The following is an 18365-nucleotide window of genomic DNA, read 5'->3' as shown; positions in this document are numbered from 1 at the left end:
GTTGCTATGCGCTTTAGAACGCGCCTGATGCTAGTGCTACTGACCGTGGTGATTGTCTCGCAACTCGCCACCGGGGTGGCGTTTCTTCGCGCGACCCAAAACGACGTCATTGCAAAAGGCTCCCAACGTTTAGAAGTGGGCGCCAAGGTATTGGAACAACTGCTGGACGCTCGCGGTGAGCAGTTAGCCAATAACGTCGCCATCCTCGCCGATGACTTCGGTTTTAAGAGCGCCGTTTCCACCCAGGATACCGAGACGCTCTACTCCGTTCTGGCCAACCATGGCGACAGAGCCAAGGCAGACATCGTGTTACTCAGTGGACTAGATGGCCATATTTTAGCCAGCAGCCATCACGCGCAAAATAGCCCGATGCCTTTCCCGCAGCTGTTCGAGCGGGCTCGCCAAGAGGGCAAAGCGGTTAGCGTCGTCATAGCCGAGGGTCAACCTTATGAGTTTGCCCTGCTGCCCGTTCGTGCCCCCAATCTAATCGGCTGGGTCGGCATGGGTTTTTTAATCAATGAGGCGGTGACGGAAGAGATTAATGCGTTAACGGGGCTGGATATTAGCGTTGTTAACTTTCTTGATAACAATGAGATCAGTTACCTTGAAAGCACTCATGATAAGCAGTTAGCTCAGCGGTTAATGAGCGGACGTGGTGGTGAGCTAATCAATGGCGAATACTCATTACACAGCCAGATGACACCGGATGCGGAGTACCTCTCCTATGCGAGTCAACTCAATTCCGACGATGCTAATCACACCTATGCGCTACTTCAAATATCCCGCAACGAGCTACTCGGCGCTTACCGCTCATTGCAGTGGCAACTGCTGGGAATCATTGCCCTGATTCTGCTGTTTACCGTGCTCATTGCCATGTGGAGTGCGCGGAGCATGAGCAAACCGTTAATGGAGCTTGCAAAGGCGGCACAGCGCATTGGACGCGGCGAGCGTTTCACCGAGTTACCTACCGGTACCGAGCGCAGTGAAACAGGACTTTTGGCGTCGACACTACTCGCCATGCAGGAGGGCATCGCTCAGCGCGAGGCCACTCTTCATCACCAGTCCCGCCACGATTTACTCACCGACCTGCCCAATCGCATAAGTGCCCAAGAGGATATTAGCCTTTTGATCCAACGCGGCGAGCCGTTTACCTTGCTGCGCCTTGCGATTAATAACTTTCGCGATATTAACGACACCTTCGGCTACGCGTTGGGGGATCATGTACTAGTCACACTGGCCAAGCGTTTGCAGCACTTGGATGACTCTGAGAGTACTGCCTACCGGCTTGATAGTGACGAGTTATTCCTTCTCGTCAAGCAGTCAAGAAGCGACTTTGCCTGGCGAACACGTCTTTTCACTACGCTGCACCATCCTATCGATCTTGATAAATCTCCCATTACTCCCTCTCTTTCTGCCGGTGAAACCAACTACCCAGACCATGGCGATAGCCCGCAACTGCTGCTGCGGCGATCTGATATAGCACTTGATATGGCGCGCCGCCACCGACACACCCACCAGCGCTACCTGGAGGGTCAGGATGAGCACCATTTGCGTCAGCTCACCTTGATTCGTGATCTACAGGACGCGGTGGGCAATGGTGAACTGTGGATGGCCTATCAGCCTAAAGTAGACACACGCAGCGGCCATGTTAATCAATGTGAAGCGTTGATGCGCTGGCGCCACCCCTCGCTAGGTTTTGTACCGCCCGATGAATTTATTGGTTTAGCTGAACGCTCGGGGAGTATCAGCATGCTTAGCCACTGGATGTTAGCCAATGTCTGCGCCCAACTGCATGCCTGGCAGCAGCTTGGTTACCACGTATCGGTAGCCGTTAACCTCTCCGCCAGTGATGTGATGGATCGCCAATTAGCTGCTTACTTGGCTAGCCTACTTCAACGCTATCGCCTTGCCCCTGCCCGCCTGAGTATCGAAGTCACTGAAAGTGCCGTTATGCAGGACGTTGATGCCGCCATGGCCACACTGACGGAACTCAACCAGCTGGGGCTGCGTATCGCCATTGACGATTACGGCACCGGCTACTCCTCCCTGGCGCAAATCAAACGCTTACCCGTGGATGAACTCAAGATCGATAAATCTTTTGTACTGGCAATTGACTCCCAAAAAGATGATTTAACCATTGTCAGCTCGACCATCGAAATGGGTCATAGCCTGGGTCTGCGCTTAGTGGCAGAGGGGGTTGAGAATCGCGCCAGCGCCGAACTACTGAGCAAGCTCGGCTGCGACTATTTACAGGGTTATTGGATTGCTAAACCGATGCCTGCTGACGAGTTACCCGCTTGGTTGGATAGTTATAAATCGCTGTCATTGCCCCACCCGATGTCTTCCATACTAAAGACGCTCCAGGGAAAGCCATGATGTTATTTCAAGCTATGTTTTCACCGCCCAGTTCACCCTTTCGACACTCCCTTTCCCGCTGCCTTGCGTTTTGCTTAGCGGTTTCTTTAGCGCTTGCCTCCGCGCCCTCCTTTGCCGGTAGCCGTATTCTAGGAACCGGTGGAGTGAGTGCTATTGAAGGGGCCGCGGGAGGCGGTTTATCGCCTTGGGCGGTGCTTGCCAGCACCGCAAGCGAACGGGAAATAGGCGTCACTGCCGCCACGACCCGTGCCTGGGTGGACGATTATCGACTAACGGTGACCGGTGCTAGCCTGAATATTTATGATCGTATTGAAGTCTCTGTAGCGCGTCAGACGCTTGATTTGGAGACTCTTGGTGGCGAGCTAGGCCAGGATATTTACGGCGCAAAGGTGCGCTTATTCGGCGATGTGCTTTATCACCCTTGGGGCATTTGGAGTGTTGGAGCACAGCATAAGCGACTGGTTGATGGGGCTATTCCCACCGCCCTTGGCGCCGATGAAACAAGCGGTACCGATGTGTATCTTAGCGCCAGCAAGCTGCTGTTTAGTGCCGTTGCTGGGCGCAATGTGCTGCTCAACGCCACCCTGCGCAATACCGATGCCAACCAAGGTGGCCTGATCGGCTTTGGGGGTGATCAGGGTAGCCGCTCGTGGGTAGCCGAGGGCAGCGTGGGCATCTTTATTACCCCTCAATGGATTATCGGCGCCGAGTATCGTCAGAAACCCGATAACTTAAGCGTGGCCGAAGAGCATGATTGGCAAAGTCTCTACAGTGCCTACTTCTTCAATAAGCACTTATCACTCACGGGCGCGTGGTTGGATTTAGGCGATATTGCTGGCCTACCTTCCCAACGCGGCGGCTATCTTTCACTTCAGGCAGCTTTTTAAGTGGGGCGCTATGATCTATCCACTCAAACACTACCGTACACGCCGTTGTTTAATAGCGATTACTTTTGTAGCGGTCGCGTTTTCGTTCGCAGGGTGTGCTCATCAGTCAGCAACTCAATCAACATCAACATCGACAACACTATACGAGCGCCTGGGTGGGGAAGCCACGATTGATGCGATAGTTGAGAACCTCTTATACCGGATTGCGGATGATCCCGAGGTGGTGGTGTTTTTTGCTAACACCAACATCGATTTATTTGCCGAATCGCTGGCCAGCCAGCTATGCGATGTGAGCGACGGCCCCTGCCGCTATGAAGGCCCACCAATGGATCGTGCGCATCAACATATGGGCCTGACGGATGTACACTTTAATCGCTTAGTGGAACATCTCAATGCCGCTATGCAGGATGAAGATATTACCCTTGGCGCGCGTAATGAACTACTGGGCCGGCTCGCTCCCTTATACGCAGATATTATGCGCCTTCAGTAACCTGCCAGCCGTCACGGCCTGCGGTTTTTACCCGGTAGAGTGCTTTGTCAGCGGCTTCGTAGGCGTAGGGAAAAGTTGCTTCATCGGCTACAAAACAGCTGCCACCTACGCTTAAGGTAACGTCTTTCTTATCCGAATGGGCGGGGTGTGCAAAGTTAGCCTTACGAACCCCTTCAATTAACTGACGACAGTAGCTCTTCAGCGTCTCTGTGTCCGGGCAGAAGATTAACGCTGCGAACTCATCGCCTCCCAAGCGGTAGAGCTGCGCTTCATCATTAAGTGTTTTACCAATCAATGTGGCCAACTGGCGCAACAGGGTATCGCCTTGCGGGTGCCCGTAGGCATCGTTGTACTGTTTAAAATAGTCGATATCGACCAGAATCAGCCCCAGCGACTGATGCTGCTTTGCCAACACATCTTGATGCAAAGCGCTACGGTTCCCGACCCCGGTTAGCGGATCGCGCATGGCGCGCTGCATCCACTCAAAGGTATCTTGGGTGGCGCGATCAGTTCGTCGTAGCTGGCGCTCGTGGAGCCACCAAAACACCAATCCCATCACAAAGATCAATAAACTGGAGTAAGTCAGCACTTGATTATGCTGACGCGTGCTTTCTGAAAAATTATTAATCGCCGCGCCGCGCTGGTCTAATTGGTGCATCTCAATATGGGTAAGGCACTGTATGGGCGCAAACAACTCGTCCACCACAGCGACACGGTCAAACTCACGCAGCGCCAACCCTGCCAATACGCGATTTAAGCTCACTAGGCCGGGCTCAGTGCACTCGTATTGGCGCCGATAAACGTGCACATCGAAAAGGCCGTAAGCTAGCTCAATGTTGATGATGGCTGCATCTAAGGCCGCTTGTGCAGGCTGATCGATCAGTAGTTCGGATTGGGCATCTTGCAGATAGGCACGCGACCGGGTCGCCAACTGTTGGCCTGTCAAATTCCCCGTTTGGCTGAAGTAGGCCTGTATTTCGGGGTATACCCAGCGCGACTCATAAACAATCAGCACCATTAGCGCCAAAAAGCTCATCAAGCTCAACGATAACCACGTAATGTAGCGATGCTGGCGAGCTAAAGGCCGCGGTCGCATTGATGATTGCTCAACGGGTTTGGCTTTGGATGTCACCACTTCGCCTCTATGCTTCGGATCATCCAGATCCAGTCGTTGAATTCACGCAGGTTTTCAACGTCGCGGTCACCATTGCCCTGATTATTATAATCGCGCTCTACCAGCCGCACGGGGCCCCTCGAACGAATGGTGAGCGGATCGCCGTCTTCAGAGCTAATCAGATGCCAGCTGGGGTCGTCCCACCCCTCTAGGGTAACTTCGTAGTCATCCCAGGCGGTAAAGTGAAGCGCCGGGGGCACTTCGCCAAACTGTTCAATCAGAAAGGTTTGAAAAGCTACGCCACGCATCTCCACATCGCGCCCTTGAAAGGGATCGTAGAGCGTAAACGTCGTATCGGACATGGCGCGCAAATCACTTAGGGCGACCTTTTGAGTGACATCGCCGTTGATGATACTTAACGCCTGGGCGAAGACAGTCGTGGGGAAAGTTAAGCCCACGACAATTAACGCGCACGCGAATCGACCGCGTGCACGCGCCCACGGGCTGCGGTGTAAGGCAACTGCGTTCATGGCATCGCTTCCTGGTGTGTTCGTTATTGCAAAGAGCTTATGCAAAGAACTTATGCAGAGAACTTTACCAGAGTACACCTTGTATTGCTCCACATCGTACGCTAGGAAATTTCAACTCAACCGATTTTTACCCAAAAAAAAGCCAGCCCAAATTGGGCTGGCAACAGGAGGTTTACTACGCTAGTAAAACTAAGCTAGTGCTAGTAGAACTAAGCTAGCAAACCCCCTCCCCTGACAAGGTTTACGAGGTGGGTCGGCTATTTTTTACGTTCATCCTTACGTAGATGATCGCGTACCACAAAGCCTACCCAGCCCACCATAAAGACGACCATTAACGCGACGGTGGCTAAGCCGAAAATAACTGTGCCATCCCAATACATGGTAATTCCTCCCGCCGTGATGTATGCGTTCATACTAGTTACTCAACGGCGAAAGAATGCTGACCTAGGTCAAGTTACGGAAGGCGGGGGAAAGTGGGTGAACAGGAAATTGATACCGATCAATTTTTGAGTGTTATTGACGCTACAGTACCTTACGGTCTTCGACTTTGCTGTGTTCGGTACCCGGCGGTAACGGGTGACCTTTGGCCAATTCTGCACGGGTAGCTTCGCGCACGTCTAAAATGGTCACTTTATAGTTCAGAGTGCGTCCCGCCAGGGGATGGTTAGTATCTACGGTGACGCGGTCACCATCGACTTCCAGTACTGTGACAATTTGCGGCCCGGCTTCGCCTTCGGTTTGAAAGCGGCTTCCCGGTTCCAACTCAGCGCTACCAAAAGAGCCGCGGCTGACCTCTTGAACCAGGGCTTCGTTGCGCACACCGTAGGCATCAGCGGGCATAAGTTGCACGCTCAATTCAGCCCCGACTGTTTGGCCCGCTAACGCACTCTCTAGCCCTGGCACAATATTGTCGTGACCATGCAAGTACTCTAGCGGCTTATTGCGCGCCTGGGAGTCGTCCAATACCTGCTTGCTGCCATCGTTGAGCACGTCGCTAAGAACATAGTGCAAGGTAACGACCTGATGCGCCGTAATCGACATGGAAAACTCCTCTCCGGTAAGCTGTCGGTTTTGTGATAGAACTTTGAATTAGAACACTGTCTTAGTTTACCACTTGGCCATTGCCAGCGTCTTTCCACTAGGAGTAGCGTTTAATGTTAAGCCCCACCCCCCAGCGTAGTTGGCTTGCTGCGCTGGCTGTTTATTGTCGTGCGCCCGTTATTACCATGCTGTTTTTGGGATTTTCCGCAGGTCTGCCATTTCTACTGGTGTTTTCAACACTTTCTGCCTGGCTGCGCAGCGATGGCGTTGAGATCGCGGCGATTGGTTTTTTTGCCTGGATCGGCATGCTCTACTCGATCAAGTTTTTCTGGGCGCCAGTGGTGGATCGCTTGGCGCTACCGATTTTGACCCGCGCCTTCGGCCAACGCCGCGGCTGGATGCTGTTGGCACAAAGCATGATTGCCGCTGGGCTGGTGGGCCTTGCTGGCGTGAGCCCGGTGGGTAATCTTGGCTGGGTGGCTCTTTTTGCACTCCTAGTGGCGTTTGGCTCAGCGACGCAAGATATCGCCATTGACGCCTACCGCATTGAGTCCGCCGATGACGATGTTCAAGCCGCTATGGCCTCGACCTATATTATTGGCTATCGCGGTGGCTTACTTGCCGCGGGTGCTGGCGCTTTATATATCGCGGCGTCTGCCTCTTGGGATGTGGCGTATCTGAGCATGGCAGCGCTCATGGGTATTGGCGTCCTCACCGTGCTGTTTCGTCCTGAACCTAAGCGCGCCTCGCTCTCTATTCAACTTATCCACGAGCCTAAGGTACGGGCGTTTATTCGTGCCAGCCGGGGCAAACCCAAAATTTTACGCCGCCTGGGTGCCTGGAGTATCGGTGCGCTCGTCTGCCCGTTTACCGATTTCTTTAGGCGCTATGGGGTGAAAGCGCTGTGGATTTTGGTGTTTATTGCAGTGTTTAGAATCAGCGATTTAGCCATGGCCTCAATGGCCAACCCGCTGTATATCGACCTAGGCTTTTCACTGGCAGAGATTGCCAACGTAACCAATATATTTGGCATTGCGATGAGTATTACCGGCGGTATTCTTGGCGGGCTTTTGGTGGCGCGCTACGGCATTGGGCCGCTGCTGATCCTGGGCGCTGCCGCTGCCACACTTACCAATCTGCTGTTCGCCGTGCTGGCACTAGCCGGTCAACAACTGCCCATGCTAGTGATGGCGATTGTGGGTGATAACTTGGCTAACGGCCTTGCCAGCGCAGTATTTATTGCGTTCCTATCAAGCCTCACCTCGCGGGCATATACCGCCACCCAATATGCCCTGTTCTCATCGCTGATGACGCTACCCGGCAAGTTTTTGAGTGGCTTCGGCGGGATTGTGGTCACCGCGCAGGGTTACGCTACGTTCTTTGTAATTGCCACCCTGCTCGGCCTACCCGCCATCGCCTTAGCCATCTGGATCAGCCGAGACAAGCAGCTAGTCCCCGCCCCCAAGCCTGCCTAAACAGGCTTGATGGTTTGAGCTAGCGGTGTGCTTCCAGCCAGTCCAGCGCCCCTGGCGTCGTGCGCCACTGATCGCGCATCAGCGTGCGGTACTGCCACGCTTCCGCCCGGGAGCCGGGGTCAACTTGACCATCTGGGTGGGGCATGGAGGGCCGGGGATTTTCGGCACAAATCAGCTCAAGCGCGTAGCGGTTATGGCCAAGCACATCGCCAAGCGCGGTTTCAGCTGCCTCACGCTGCTCTAATCGATACAGCGCCAGGGTTTTGCCCATTAGCAGCCCGAGAACCAGCGAGCCGTCGTCGTCATTCTCTTCGGCTAACGCCAGCGCTTCTTCGTTGCGGTCATCACGCAGCAGTTGGTCGAGTACCAGCTCGCGCAGCCCCAAGCTATCTTCCTGATCAATCAGCAGTAGCTCTTCGGCCAACTCGCGGGAGTGCTGACGCGCGCCGCGTTCCATACCGACCACCAGCGCTAACCCTGTGCGCAGCAACATAGCGTTATTGGCATCGTCCCAGCACAGGTTGCCGTCGCCTTCAGCGCGGGCTTGTTCCAACCAGCGCGAAAGGCGCAGCGCCAGTGGCTCCAACAGGCTTGGGGCCATCCAGGGCAAGCTGCCAAAGCGGCTGGTGAGCGCCAAGGTTAAGTCTTGCACTACCTGTGGGGCGTCCAGCCACTCGGGATGCGCGCAGAGTGCCGACATCCACTCAATAGCGTTGCCCCAGGGGTCATCGCGAAAACCCAGCGCTACGTCTTCATCCACCAGCACCTGAAACTGCTCATGCCAGGCGGCAAACAGCGTCGCTTCACGAGCACTGGTGTTATAAAGCAATCGGCCGCTTTCAGGGTCGGCGCTGACATCGATTTTAGGGGCGGTGGGCAGCGCGGCGAGTAGTGCCTGAAGCGACACCAGCGGCGTGGCCAGATCCTCTTCCGCACTGAGCAGCTGGTCGGCAAGCGTCGCGCCGGGGTTATCTGCCAACGCGGCTAAAAAATCCAGCTGATCTTCATCCAGCTCGCCCTGGCGAACGAGGCGGCGATACCAGAAGTTGGCGCGTTCTTTGGCTTCCTGTTCGTGGCCTTCATGCAGTAACAGCATGGCTTCAATGTAGGCCAACGTAGGCGAATCGGGCAGCGCCTGCTGGGCTTTGACAAAGGCCCCGCGGGCACTATCCAGGTCATCGTTATCCAGGTGCATCAAACACAGGCGCTCAAGGGCCACGCCGCGTAAAAACAGCGGCCCGCGCTCCATCACATCGTCAAGCAGGTCGGCGCGTTTACGGCTAAAACCGCGCTCTTGATAGATGTCCAGCAGGATTTCAAAGGCCGGTTCGGCCTGCTCGGGCAGGCGCGACCAGTCGCTGCCATCGAACAGCGATTCAAGGATTTGCATTGAGCGACCCGTCTGGCCACTTTCCGCGGCAATCAACCCGGCTTCGAGCAGCGCTTGAGGGGGTGCCTGCTGGCTATCCAGCGCTGCCTTTAGGGTCGCGCCCTTCCATTCGCGCAGCGACAGCATCCACATCATCTGCTCGGGAATTTCAGTGGGAAACTCAATTTGGTAGCAACACTGCTTGAATTTGCGCCCAGAGTCACACCAGCAAGGTTCGTTACGCCCCGGCGTGGCAAGGGGTTCACAGGCAAAGCTAAGCCGCTCCAGCGGTGTTTGCGACCATAGCACTGGCGCCAGCGCTTGGGCCATGGCCACATCGCCTTCAAAGGAATCCGCGCCTTTGGCGCGCACCCAGGTCATAAAATCCGGATAGTGTTCTTGTTGCCTGATTGCCGAGAGTGCCCCGGAGGCGAATCCCAGCAGCTGATCGACCCATACCGCCAGCATTGCCGTCTCCATGTTGTGACAGGATGGCTTGTTAAACGATGTCGCGTTCAACGATATCGAATTAAACAATGACCTGTTTAAAAGCGGCATAGTTTAGCATGAAGGCTGGCATGGTCGCAGCGGCAATCGGTTGATCGTTAGTGGGCCCATTTTAATAACGGAAGCGTGCGCTCGTGCATATTCAGCCGCGCCCCCAAACGCACTAAATTCCAGTAGTGGCCGTTCAATGCGCGGGAAAGCAGCAGCGTATCTGCGGGGGGTTGCAGGCGATCCATCGCCGCCCACACTTTAGGGGTTAGCTCCCGCAAACGGCGGTGCACCCGTACATCGCTGAAATCCTGCTCACCGGGCTCAAACAGCGGCGCGATACATTCAGCGGATTCACGATACAGCGCCAACGGCGCGCCCTGCCCCTGACGCCCGCCCATTTGCATCAGCGCCTCATCCATTCCCATCGGGTCATGCTTCAAGGTGGCATCGAGCAGTTGCATCATGGCTTTAATACGCGCTTCTGGCACAGCGATTACTGCGCCCAAATCGTAAATCACCAGCCGTCCTTGGGTATCGGCAGCAAAATTACCCGCATGGGGGTCGGCGTGTAGTTCGCCATAGGTAAACAGCTCTTGGGTAATCCAGTTCGCTAATGTCTCGGCAATGCCCTGGCGCGTCGCGTCATCTGCATCGGCTAATTCGCGCAGCGGCGTGCCTTCCACGTAGCGCATCGCCAGCACGTGGGGGCCGGAAAGCGCTGGCAAAGGCTCGGGAATCACTAGCCGCGGGTCATCCTTATAGCGTTCACGGTAGCGGGCCAACGCATCGGCTTCAGCGTGGTAATCCAGTTCCCCACGCAGGCTTTCAGCGAGTTCTTCAAACAGTGCATCCAACCGCGCCTGGGGCACTTTAAACCAGCGGCCTAAACGCATTATGCGCCGCACCTGGATCAAATCACTCTCCAACACCTCGGCAAGGCCGGGGTACTGCACCTTGAGCACGACCGTTTCCCCCTCATGGGTGGTCGCGCGGTGCACCTGCCCCATGGAGGCGCTGGCAAAGGGGCGCTCCTCGATTTCACTGAAGTAGTGGTCGATATCGCCATATTGCAGCACCAGCGCTTCACGAATTTTTGGCCACGGCATCGGCTCGGCTTGGCGCTGCAGGCGGGCAAGCTCTTCAGCAAGATCAGGAGGCAGCAAGTCGTCCCACTGGGACATAATTTGCGCAAGCTTCATCGCCGGGCCTTTAAGCTCTGAAAGCCCCTCAAACAGCGCTTCGCCCAGGGCGCGCCAATCCGCCTGGCCGCCTAAGCGGGTTTTCAGCAACGCGCCGCCGGTGCGCGCACCCAAGCCCATCAATCGTCTTGTTCTGCCTCGCTCACGCATTGGCTATACCTCTCCGAATACCGCTAAATTAAATGCCATTGAACCAATTATTTATACAAAGTTTATACAACTTAGCAGTATTAGACATCTACCGCATCATTATCCACTCCGTTCCAGCTAATCTTTGGAGCGTCTGCTACCATAACGACCACCGATGGATACGATGAAGGCTCCGCTGCTATGCGCCTGATAATTGCCGAAAAACCCAGCCTCGCCCAAGCCATTGCCGAGGCGTTACCGGGCACTAGCAAACGCCAGGATGGTGCGATGGTGTGTGGTGACACCACGGTCACATGGTGCCTGGGGCACTTATTAGAGCAAGCGCCGCCGGAAGCCTACGACCCCGCCGACAAGCAGTGGCGTCTAGACCGACTCCCCATCGTGCCTCAGCAGTGGAAACTGATGCCGCGCCCCAAGGCCCGCGGCCAACTTGCGGTGATTCGCAAGCTGATCAAACAAGCCACCGATGTGGTTCACGCGGGTGACCCTGACCGCGAAGGTCAGCTGTTGGTGCAGGAAGTGATCGAATACATGAAATATCGTGGCCCGGTGCAGCGGCTGCTGATTAGCGATCTTAATAAACCTGCCGTGAGCCGAGCGCTTGCCAAGCTGCGCTCCAACGCCGACTACCAGCCGCTGTTTCAGGCAGCGCAGGCCCGCTCCCGCGCGGACTGGCTGTATGGCATTAATCTAACCCGCGCCTGGACACTCACCGGCCGCCAAGCGGGACACGACGGTGTGCTTTCTGTCGGCCGTGTGCAAACCCCGGTACTGGGGCTGATAGTACGCCGGGATAACGCCATCCGTGACTTTGTGCCCCATCCATTTTATCCGCTATGGGTGGATCTTAAGGTTGCCCAGGGTCAACTGCGGGCCTGGTGGGCCCCCAAAGAGCACCAACCCCTCGATGACCAAGGCCGCTTGATTGACCGCACCCCAGCCGACGCCCTCGCGGCTCAGTTACCCGGCGCTTCAGGGCAACTCACCAAGCTCGACCAACAGGAGAAACGCCAGGCACCGCCGCTGCCCTACTCGCTCTCTGCCCTTCAGGTAGACGCTGCCCGCCGCCACGGACTTTCCGCGCAGATGGTGCTGGATATTTGCCAGCGGCTTTATGAACGCCACAAACTGATTACCTATCCGCGTTCAGACTGCCGCTACCTACCCGAAGAGCATCTTCAGCTTGCCCAGCGTAGTCTCACCGGCGCCTGCCAAAACGATGAAGCGTTGCGGCAGTGGCTCAGTGGTGCGGATTTTACGCTGCGCTCCAAGGCATGGAACGATAAGCAGGTCGGTGCCCACCACGCCATCGCCCCTACCGGAAAGCCCGCTGATTTCAGCCAGCTCTCCGCTACCGAAGGCCATGTATTTCGACTGATAGTGCGCAACGTCATGGCGCAGTTTTACCGCCCGCTGCGCACCTTCGAAGTCAAAGCCGAATTTACGCTGCTCAATGAAGCTTTCCGCGCCCGTGGGCAAAGTATTCTCGACCCCGGCTGGAAACCGCTATTCACCACCCGCGATGAAGCGCCACCGCTACCGCCGCTCACCCAAGGTGAACCCTGCCAAGCGTTGGACGCAGGCGTTGAGGAGAAAGAGACCCGCCCGCCGGAGCCCTTCACCGATGCCAGCCTTATCAAGGCAATGATGAACATTGGCCGCTACGTGGACGATCCAGAGGTACGCCGCACCCTGCGCGACACCGATGGCCTGGGCACCGAAGCCACCCGCGCAGGCATTATCGAAACCCTGGTACAGCGCGGCTATTTAGTGCGCCAGCAAAAGGCCTTACGCGCCACCAAACTCGGCACTGCCCTCATCGCCGCCCTCCCCAGTGCGGTGAGCACACCCGAACGCACCGCTTTATGGGAGCAGCGCCTTCGGGCAATATCCGAACAGCAGGACGACCCCAGCGCCTTTCAGCAAGCGTTACTGGTCGACTTACGTGGCCTGCTCACCCATAGCGACGCCGCCAAACTGAGGCAGAGCCTTCAAACTGCACAAGGCGAAGCCGGTGGCCCGACGAAGCGCACGGGAAAACCGAGAAAGAGCTATACGAAAAGAAAAAGTTCTGGGGGCAAGAAGAAGACGAGTTGAGGGGAAGCTTAATAAGCGCCCCTCACTAATTATCTCCCGAATCGCCAGCCACTCAATCGTTGGAAACTGCCTGCTGAGCGATGCGGGTTCAACATTACCCTTTCTGCGGGTAAGGCCTCAAACCAAGCAAAATTTCAGACTTTTCTGTTAACGGTTGATCCAGTAGTTGCTGCTCGGTGTACTTGGCAAGGTGCTCGCGCAGCAACGTGTACACGGCTTCACGACCCTGACTCGTATCAATCTCCACGCACTTGCCCTTTCCTTTGAACAGCTCAACCGTCGGCAACGTTTCAGCTTTGAAGGTATCGAAGCGTAGCTTCATCGCGTCAACATTGTCGTCCGTGCGCCCAGAGTATTTGGCACGACCCAGAATTCGCTGTTCTTCGAGTACGTCGAATGGGCATTCAAAGTACAGCATGGTCGGCAGCTCGGTCTCCCGGCCAAAAACCTCGTACCAGGCTTCAAGATTGGACAGCGAACGAGGGAAACCATCAATCAGAAAGTTTCTTTTGCCCGTTGTGCGGGTGGGGAGCGCTTGACTGCCAAAGCGACCTCGACAATTGGGCGCTAAATAAAGCGCCCAGCGTGATTCAGATAGCCCGAGTAGCGTGGGCATAAACACGGCATCAAAATTGTATCAGAACAGCATGATACCTTCCCTTACGCTATCGCGTTGTAGTCTACCTAGGGTCACTTCGATAGCGCAGACATTCCACTCGGTACCGACATCACCCATTCCCGTATAGCTCGAATAGTCGGATCTTGCTGACGGCTTTCCGGGTAGACCAAAAAGAACGGTTTGCCTTCCAGTGACGGGCCGAAAGGTTGCATCAAACGGCCCTGAACTAATTCATCGTTAATCAACTGACGGCTCATTAACGCCACGCCCTGCTCCCCCACGGCGGCTGAAACTGCGTGGGTTTCGTCAGTAAACACCAGCCCTGCACTCACATCTAGTCCCGGCACCTTAGCCAGTTTCTGCCAAGCCACCCAATCCAGTGGCGAAGATACAGCACCTGCAATGCGGAAGTGGATCAGCGAGTGCGCCGAGAGTTGCGCTGCATCGTGCAAATCAAGGTGTGGACTGCAAGCCGGGATAAAGGTGTTCTCGAACAACTTCTCCGCTATTAGCCCCGGCCAGCGGCCATCGCCATAACGAATGGCAATGTCTGCCGTTACACCATCTAGCGCTACCGGCTCATGCGAAGCATGAATACGCAGATCAATACCTGGATGGGAGTCGCGCAGTAGGCAAACCCAGGGCAGCAACCAGCGGACCGCAACGGCTGGTGTTGTAGACAGCGTCACGGTTTGGCGAACAGGTACAGCGCTCAGTCGTTCGACGAAATGGCTGATGCTATCAAAGGCTGTTTCCAATACCTGCTGTAGCTCGCGGCCCTGAGGTGTCAGTTTCAACTGGCGGGGTTTACGTACGAAAAGGGAAACGCCCAGCGCCTCTTCGAGTCCTCGGACTTGGTGGCTAATGGCGGTTGGCGTCACCGAAAGCTCCTGCGCTGCCTGCTTGGCGCTTTCATGGCGAGCAGCCGCTTCAAAAGCGCGAAGCGACGAAAGAGAGGGTAATCGGCGATGGTTCATGAATGAGTTCTACTCATCTATAGCAGCAAGAAAAGATCGTTTGTTCGCCCTATAGGCTTAGATCTACGATGGATCTGTTGTTAATCATAGATGAGTTCAACTCAGATTAGGAGGCTATCCATGCCACATTTACTGCATATAGACGCTAGTGCCCGACCCGGTATTGCGGGAACCGATAATCACGGCTCCCATAGCCGCCATCTGACCGATCAGTTTGTCAGACAGTGGCAATCAGGCCACCCGCAAGCTACGGTCACCTATCGCGACATCGGACAAAACCCGCCATCGATTATCAACCACGACTGGATTGCGTCTGCCTTCACCCCCGAAGAGCGTCAAGAACCCTGGATGAAGGAGGCGCTAGCAGAAAGCGATCAATTGGTTGATGAGTTAATTGCCGCTGATATTGTGGTGATCGGCACGCCACTATATAACTTTGGCATGCCAGCCGCCCTTAAAGCATGGATTGATCAAGTGGTGCGGGCCGGCAGAACAGTGGAATTCGATGACTCCAACCCGATAGACCCTTACGTACCCAAGCTCATAGACCGAGAAAGGCATGTCGTTGTGCTCGTAGCTAGAGGCGGCGTAAATATGTCGCCTGGCGAAGAAATGGCCCATATGAACCATCTGGAACCCCACCTAACCACCGCACTTCAGTTTATGGGGATTACCCGTATCCACTACATTGCCATAGAAGGCCAGGAAGTAGGTGGTGAGCTACTGGCCGCATCCATTGCTGAGGCGGTCGGTAAAGTTGAAGTTCTGGTTGATGAACTGCAGATGGCGTTCCGGGACGCTCCAATACCAGAGCCAGCCTAAACGCTATGTGAACAACTAGCATATCAGGTGCGGAGATCGCTAATTAAGAATATCCGTACCTTCTACAACTATTTAGCGCTAGCCGCTAGCCGTGCACCCAATGCCACAAACAGTGCCCCTAGGCTTCTATCCATCCACAAACCAACGCGGGGCTTGCTCTTCAGAAAGGCACCCAGCTTAGCTCCAGCCAGTACCAAAGGAGGCTCTATTACCGCAGCAACCACGATAATCAAGCTGCCATGCAATAAAAGCTGAGCTTCGGCAGGGCCTGCGCCTTCCACGATAAATTGTGGCAAAAACGCCAAGAAGAATACGGCCACTTTGGGGTTTAGCGCGGACACCAGCATACCCTGCCAATAAACCGAGGATAGGCGCTTGGGGCTCTGCTTTTCTGCTGCAATAAATTGATCGCCCTGTGAGAGCAGCATTTTAACGCCCAGCCATATCAGATAGGCCGCCCCGACCCATTTAACAATTGAAAAAGCTAACGCTGATGTTGCCAGTATGGCCGAAAGCCCCACTGCCGCCATCACCACGTGCAGCGCTGCTCCGGTCCAGATACCAAACATAGCGGCGAATCCGTGGCGGCGACCACTACGAAAGGTTTGCCCCAATATGTAAGCAATATCTGGCCCCGGCGATAGATTCAGAAGTACAGCCGCAGATAGAAACGTCATCCAGTGAAACAGCGAGTATTCAAACACCGTTATTCCCCTTTATTCTTCAGCGGCCAAAATTGGCATGCTCAAATGCCTATGCCTCTTCCGATAACAGTGGCGGCATGGGGCAATCGAGAATATCTGACATAGCACGGAACAACTCGGCTTCGGCAGGCAGAATACGTCCGCTGTGCTCAATACAACGCGCCATCGCTAGCAACAGAGCAGGCTTATGCAAAGGCTTTAAGCGCCGCAAACGCTCAACCGCCAGACTGAGCGCACGCATATCACTTATATCCTCAATGGCTGTTAATGAGAACGGCAGCTCACTCTCTGCGGCGTTGAGAGCCGCGCTTATTTCATCAGGATCATCTTGCCCGGCGGCGGCAAGCACCGTTAGCAGCATCTGACACTCCCGCTGCAGGTCGTTTAACTTAAGGCTGGAGGGCCCGCTACCCTGCTCGCTCAGGTTGTTGAGCAACAGCTGATACAGCGTCCATTCAAACAGGCTAACCTGACCATCTGCTTCGATCAGCCGTTCCATGCAAATGCGAAAGTGCTGGGCCTGCGGCATTGAAAGCGAGCGTAACGCGGGCAGCGCCAACTCAATGAGCGGCAGGCGTAACGCTACATCCAGCTTCAATACGTCAGGGCCATAATCCATCAGCGCTTGGTATACATCCGGCTGTGCGGCTTGCTGCAGCACCTCCAATTGATGTTTACGAGTGGCCTTGTCTTCGCTAAGCAATAGCGCGTGCATTAACGCGCGGGCGGCATAGGGCTCATGAGCTGCGGTTCTAATCTGCTCCGGTAACGCGCCTAGCGTTGCTCTAGCCTGGGCTAAGTGACGCTGATCGGGCTGGCCCATGGAACCGATAGCTGTTTGAGCAGAGGCGGCGGTTAAAACAGCCGCCTGCGTTCCTGGTTCTGCTCCTGATCCAAATCTGTGTCCTGCTGCAGAGCGTTCATCGCTGTCTAAAGAATCTGGTGCGTCAGTCTCGTCTGGCTGCTTGGGCCAAGTGGCTTCGAAACGGCCATCCCAGTCTGGCATTACCCGCTTGATTCGCTCTTTAACCGGCGGGTGAGTAGCCATGATTTGGCTAAACCCCTGCCGCACGCCTTGACCGAAGAAAAGGTGGCTGAATTCCGCCGCCTGTGTAGCTTGCAGGTGAGAGCCCAGAGTGTGCGAGCCGATTTTAACCAGCGCGTTACCAATCCCCTCAGGATTGCGGGTAAACTGCACCGCTGAGGCATCCGCCAGATATTCACGCTGCCGACTGACCGCCGACTTGATCAAATTGCCAAAGAAAGTGCCGGCGTAGCCGATCACCATCAGTGCCGCCCCCAGCGCTAAAATAATGGCGCCTGAGTTATCGCGCTTACCACCACCACCGACCCGCCGAAAACGCATACTGCGCAGTAGCATGCCGCCCAAAAAACCAATGATTAGGATGCCGTGCAGAATGCTGATCAAGCGCATATTCAACCGCATATCGCCATGCAGAATATGGCTAAACTCATGGGCTACAACACCCTGCAGCTCATCTCGATTAAGGTTGCGGATGGTGCCACGGGTAATACCAATCACGGCATCGTTGGTTTGGTAGCCTGCGGCAAAGGCATTGATGCTCTCTTCCTCTAGTACATAGACAGAGGGTACGGGCGTTCCAGAGGCAATGGCCATCTCTTCAACCACATTGAGAATGCGCCGCTCATCAGCATCGCGGGTATTAAGATTGATTTCGCGTCCGCCAAGGGCTTCTGCCACTGCGCGACCGCCACGCCCTAGCTGGCTTCGTTTGAATAGACCGCCCAGCACTACAACGGCCAGCACCCCAATAGCAACCCCGAACACAAGCTCAATTGATAATGCGGACAGCATTCCCTGGGCGGAAAGGTCGGCTTGCGCTGTGGATTGATCTCCCATTAGATAAAACGCAACGGCTATTGCTAGCGTCGTCACTACAATCAGGGCTAGTACTGCTAGTACCAGCAAGACAACTAGACGCCCGGTTTTACGACGAGCGTTATCCTGCGCGGTAAAAAAATCCATGTCTCGCTT

The 18365-nt window shown here is 55.3% G+C and carries 16 protein-coding genes; 6 read left to right on the top strand and 10 right to left on the bottom strand.

Going from position 1 to position 18365, the window contains the following annotated elements; all coding sequences use genetic code 11:
- Nucleotides 1-6 precede the first annotated feature (6 nt).
- From KUC_RS14710 to KUC_RS14700, 3 genes are read left to right on the top strand one after another with little or no spacing between them, the layout of a single operon-like run.
- The gene (locus KUC_RS14710; RefSeq protein ID WP_007114013.1) at nucleotides 7-2376 is read left to right on the top strand and encodes a bifunctional diguanylate cyclase/phosphodiesterase; all 2370 of its coding nucleotides are present in this window, start codon (nucleotides 7-9) and stop codon (nucleotides 2374-2376) included.
- Nucleotides 2373-3263 (top strand): DUF3034 family protein, encoded by an 891-nt coding sequence (locus KUC_RS14705; RefSeq protein WP_244264817.1) that lies wholly within the window; start codon nucleotides 2373-2375, stop codon nucleotides 3261-3263. Before KUC_RS14710 ends, KUC_RS14705 begins: the two co-directional genes overlap by 4 nt.
- Before the next feature lie 10 nt (nucleotides 3264-3273).
- The gene (locus tag KUC_RS14700; RefSeq protein ID WP_040481176.1) at nucleotides 3274-3753 is read left to right on the top strand and encodes a group I truncated hemoglobin; all 480 of its coding nucleotides are present in this window, start codon (nucleotides 3274-3276) and stop codon (nucleotides 3751-3753) included.
- Here the strand turns inward: KUC_RS14700 and KUC_RS14695 are convergent.
- From KUC_RS14695 to KUC_RS14685, 4 genes are all read right to left on the bottom strand, one after another.
- Nucleotides 3737-4849, bottom strand: coding sequence for a GGDEF domain-containing protein (locus KUC_RS14695; RefSeq protein ID WP_083825793.1), 1113 nt, complete (start codon nucleotides 4847-4849; stop codon nucleotides 3737-3739). The two genes, KUC_RS14700 and KUC_RS14695, sit on opposite strands and share 17 nt — an antisense overlap.
- A gap of 32 nt (nucleotides 4850-4881) precedes the next feature.
- Nucleotides 4882-5397 carry a hypothetical protein gene (locus KUC_RS20100; protein ID WP_083825783.1) on the bottom strand — a complete coding sequence of 172 codons (516 nt, stop codon included), beginning with the start codon at nucleotides 5395-5397 and terminating at the stop codon, nucleotides 4882-4884.
- A 257-nt stretch (nucleotides 5398-5654) separates the two neighbouring features.
- Nucleotides 5655-5810 carry a cytochrome c oxidase subunit CcoM gene (gene ccoM / locus KUC_RS19615; RefSeq protein WP_154649795.1) on the bottom strand — a complete coding sequence of 52 codons (156 nt, stop codon included), beginning with the start codon at nucleotides 5808-5810 and terminating at the stop codon, nucleotides 5655-5657.
- A 109-nt stretch (nucleotides 5811-5919) separates the two neighbouring features.
- A complete protein-coding gene (locus tag KUC_RS14685) occupies nucleotides 5920-6438 on the bottom strand; it encodes an FKBP-type peptidyl-prolyl cis-trans isomerase (protein WP_007114007.1) in 519 nt (172 codons plus the stop codon).
- A 113-nt stretch (nucleotides 6439-6551) separates the two neighbouring features.
- On the opposite strand from KUC_RS14685, the gene KUC_RS14680 reads away from it, so the two are divergent.
- A complete protein-coding gene (locus tag KUC_RS14680) occupies nucleotides 6552-7913 on the top strand; it encodes an AmpG family muropeptide MFS transporter (RefSeq protein ID WP_007114006.1) in 1362 nt (453 codons plus the stop codon).
- A 19-nt stretch (nucleotides 7914-7932) separates the two neighbouring features.
- Here KUC_RS14680 and KUC_RS14675 read toward each other — a convergent pair whose 3' ends face one another.
- The gene (locus tag KUC_RS14675) at nucleotides 7933-9750 is read right to left on the bottom strand and encodes an SEC-C domain-containing protein (RefSeq protein ID WP_040481174.1); all 1818 of its coding nucleotides are present in this window, start codon (nucleotides 9748-9750) and stop codon (nucleotides 7933-7935) included.
- Nucleotides 9751-9887: 137 nt separating this feature from the next.
- Nucleotides 9888-11129, bottom strand: a complete 1242-nt coding sequence (locus KUC_RS14670) for an ABC1 kinase family protein (RefSeq protein ID WP_040481172.1) — start codon at nucleotides 11127-11129, stop codon at nucleotides 9888-9890.
- Nucleotides 11130-11309: 180 nt separating this feature from the next.
- Between KUC_RS14670 and KUC_RS14665 the strand changes: the two genes are divergently transcribed.
- Nucleotides 11310-13226: a DNA topoisomerase III gene (locus KUC_RS14665; protein WP_007114003.1), complete on the top strand. Its 1917-nt coding sequence runs from the start codon at nucleotides 11310-11312 to the stop codon at nucleotides 13224-13226.
- A gap of 94 nt (nucleotides 13227-13320) precedes the next feature.
- Here KUC_RS14665 and KUC_RS14660 read toward each other — a convergent pair whose 3' ends face one another.
- Together KUC_RS14660 and KUC_RS14655 are read right to left on the bottom strand one after the other, a co-directional pair.
- On the bottom strand, nucleotides 13321-13842 hold the full coding sequence (locus KUC_RS14660; RefSeq protein ID WP_083825792.1) for a nucleoside monophosphate kinase: 522 nt from the start codon (nucleotides 13840-13842) through the stop codon (nucleotides 13321-13323).
- Nucleotides 13843-13916: 74 nt separating this feature from the next.
- Nucleotides 13917-14822 carry a LysR substrate-binding domain-containing protein gene (locus KUC_RS14655; protein ID WP_007114001.1) on the bottom strand — a complete coding sequence of 302 codons (906 nt, stop codon included), beginning with the start codon at nucleotides 14820-14822 and terminating at the stop codon, nucleotides 13917-13919.
- 120 nt (nucleotides 14823-14942) lie between these two features.
- Between KUC_RS14655 and KUC_RS14650 the strand changes: the two genes are divergently transcribed.
- Nucleotides 14943-15644 carry an FMN-dependent NADH-azoreductase gene (locus KUC_RS14650; RefSeq protein ID WP_007114000.1) on the top strand — a complete coding sequence of 234 codons (702 nt, stop codon included), beginning with the start codon at nucleotides 14943-14945 and terminating at the stop codon, nucleotides 15642-15644.
- A 68-nt stretch (nucleotides 15645-15712) separates the two neighbouring features.
- Here the strand turns inward: KUC_RS14650 and KUC_RS14645 are convergent, their stop codons facing one another.
- Both KUC_RS14645 and KUC_RS14640 read right to left on the bottom strand, forming a co-directional pair.
- Nucleotides 15713-16348, bottom strand: a complete 636-nt coding sequence (locus KUC_RS14645; protein ID WP_007113999.1) for a LysE family translocator — start codon at nucleotides 16346-16348, stop codon at nucleotides 15713-15715.
- A gap of 49 nt (nucleotides 16349-16397) precedes the next feature.
- Nucleotides 16398-18356 carry a M48 family metallopeptidase gene (locus KUC_RS14640; protein WP_007113998.1) on the bottom strand — a complete coding sequence of 653 codons (1959 nt, stop codon included), beginning with the start codon at nucleotides 18354-18356 and terminating at the stop codon, nucleotides 16398-16400.
- Nucleotides 18357-18365 lie beyond the last annotated feature (9 nt).

The sequence above is a fragment of the Vreelandella boliviensis LC1 genome, from assembly GCF_000236035.1.
GTDB classification, from domain to species: Bacteria; Pseudomonadota; Gammaproteobacteria; order Pseudomonadales; family Halomonadaceae; genus Vreelandella; species Vreelandella boliviensis.
The sequence above is the reverse complement of the archived record's forward strand: the minus strand, read 5'-3'. Positions and strand labels throughout refer to the sequence as shown.

Bases quoted from the DNA above. Each gene is read 5' to 3' on its own strand.
- KUC_RS20100 (WP_083825783.1), bottom strand. From the start codon at position 5,397: ATGAACGCAGTTGCCTTACACCGCAGCCCGTGGGCGCGTGCACGCGGT.
- KUC_RS14665 (WP_007114003.1), top strand. From the start codon at position 11,310: ATGCGCCTGATAATTGCCGAAAAACCCAGCCTCGCCCAAGCCATTGCC.
- KUC_RS14660 (WP_083825792.1), bottom strand. From the start codon at position 13,842: ATGCCCACGCTACTCGGGCTATCTGAATCACGCTGGGCGCTTTATTTA.
- KUC_RS14700 (WP_040481176.1), top strand. From the start codon at position 3,274: ATGATCTATCCACTCAAACACTACCGTACACGCCGTTGTTTAATAGCG.
- KUC_RS14695 (WP_083825793.1), bottom strand. From the start codon at position 4,849: ATGCGACCGCGGCCTTTAGCTCGCCAGCATCGCTACATTACGTGGTTA.
- KUC_RS14650 (WP_007114000.1), top strand. From the start codon at position 14,943: ATGCCACATTTACTGCATATAGACGCTAGTGCCCGACCCGGTATTGCG.
- KUC_RS14705 (WP_244264817.1), top strand. From the start codon at position 2,373: ATGATGTTATTTCAAGCTATGTTTTCACCGCCCAGTTCACCCTTTCGA.
- KUC_RS14655 (WP_007114001.1), bottom strand. From the start codon at position 14,822: ATGAACCATCGCCGATTACCCTCTCTTTCGTCGCTTCGCGCTTTTGAA.
- KUC_RS14640 (WP_007113998.1), bottom strand. From the start codon at position 18,356: ATGGATTTTTTTACCGCGCAGGATAACGCTCGTCGTAAAACCGGGCGT.
- KUC_RS14670 (WP_040481172.1), bottom strand. From the start codon at position 11,129: ATGCGTGAGCGAGGCAGAACAAGACGATTGATGGGCTTGGGTGCGCGC.
- ccoM (WP_154649795.1), bottom strand. From the start codon at position 5,810: ATGAACGCATACATCACGGCGGGAGGAATTACCATGTATTGGGATGGC.
- KUC_RS14680 (WP_007114006.1), top strand. From the start codon at position 6,552: ATGTTAAGCCCCACCCCCCAGCGTAGTTGGCTTGCTGCGCTGGCTGTT.
- KUC_RS14675 (WP_040481174.1), bottom strand. From the start codon at position 9,750: ATGCTGGCGGTATGGGTCGATCAGCTGCTGGGATTCGCCTCCGGGGCA.
- KUC_RS14710 (WP_007114013.1), top strand. From the start codon at position 7: ATGCGCTTTAGAACGCGCCTGATGCTAGTGCTACTGACCGTGGTGATT.
- KUC_RS14685 (WP_007114007.1), bottom strand. From the start codon at position 6,438: ATGTCGATTACGGCGCATCAGGTCGTTACCTTGCACTATGTTCTTAGC.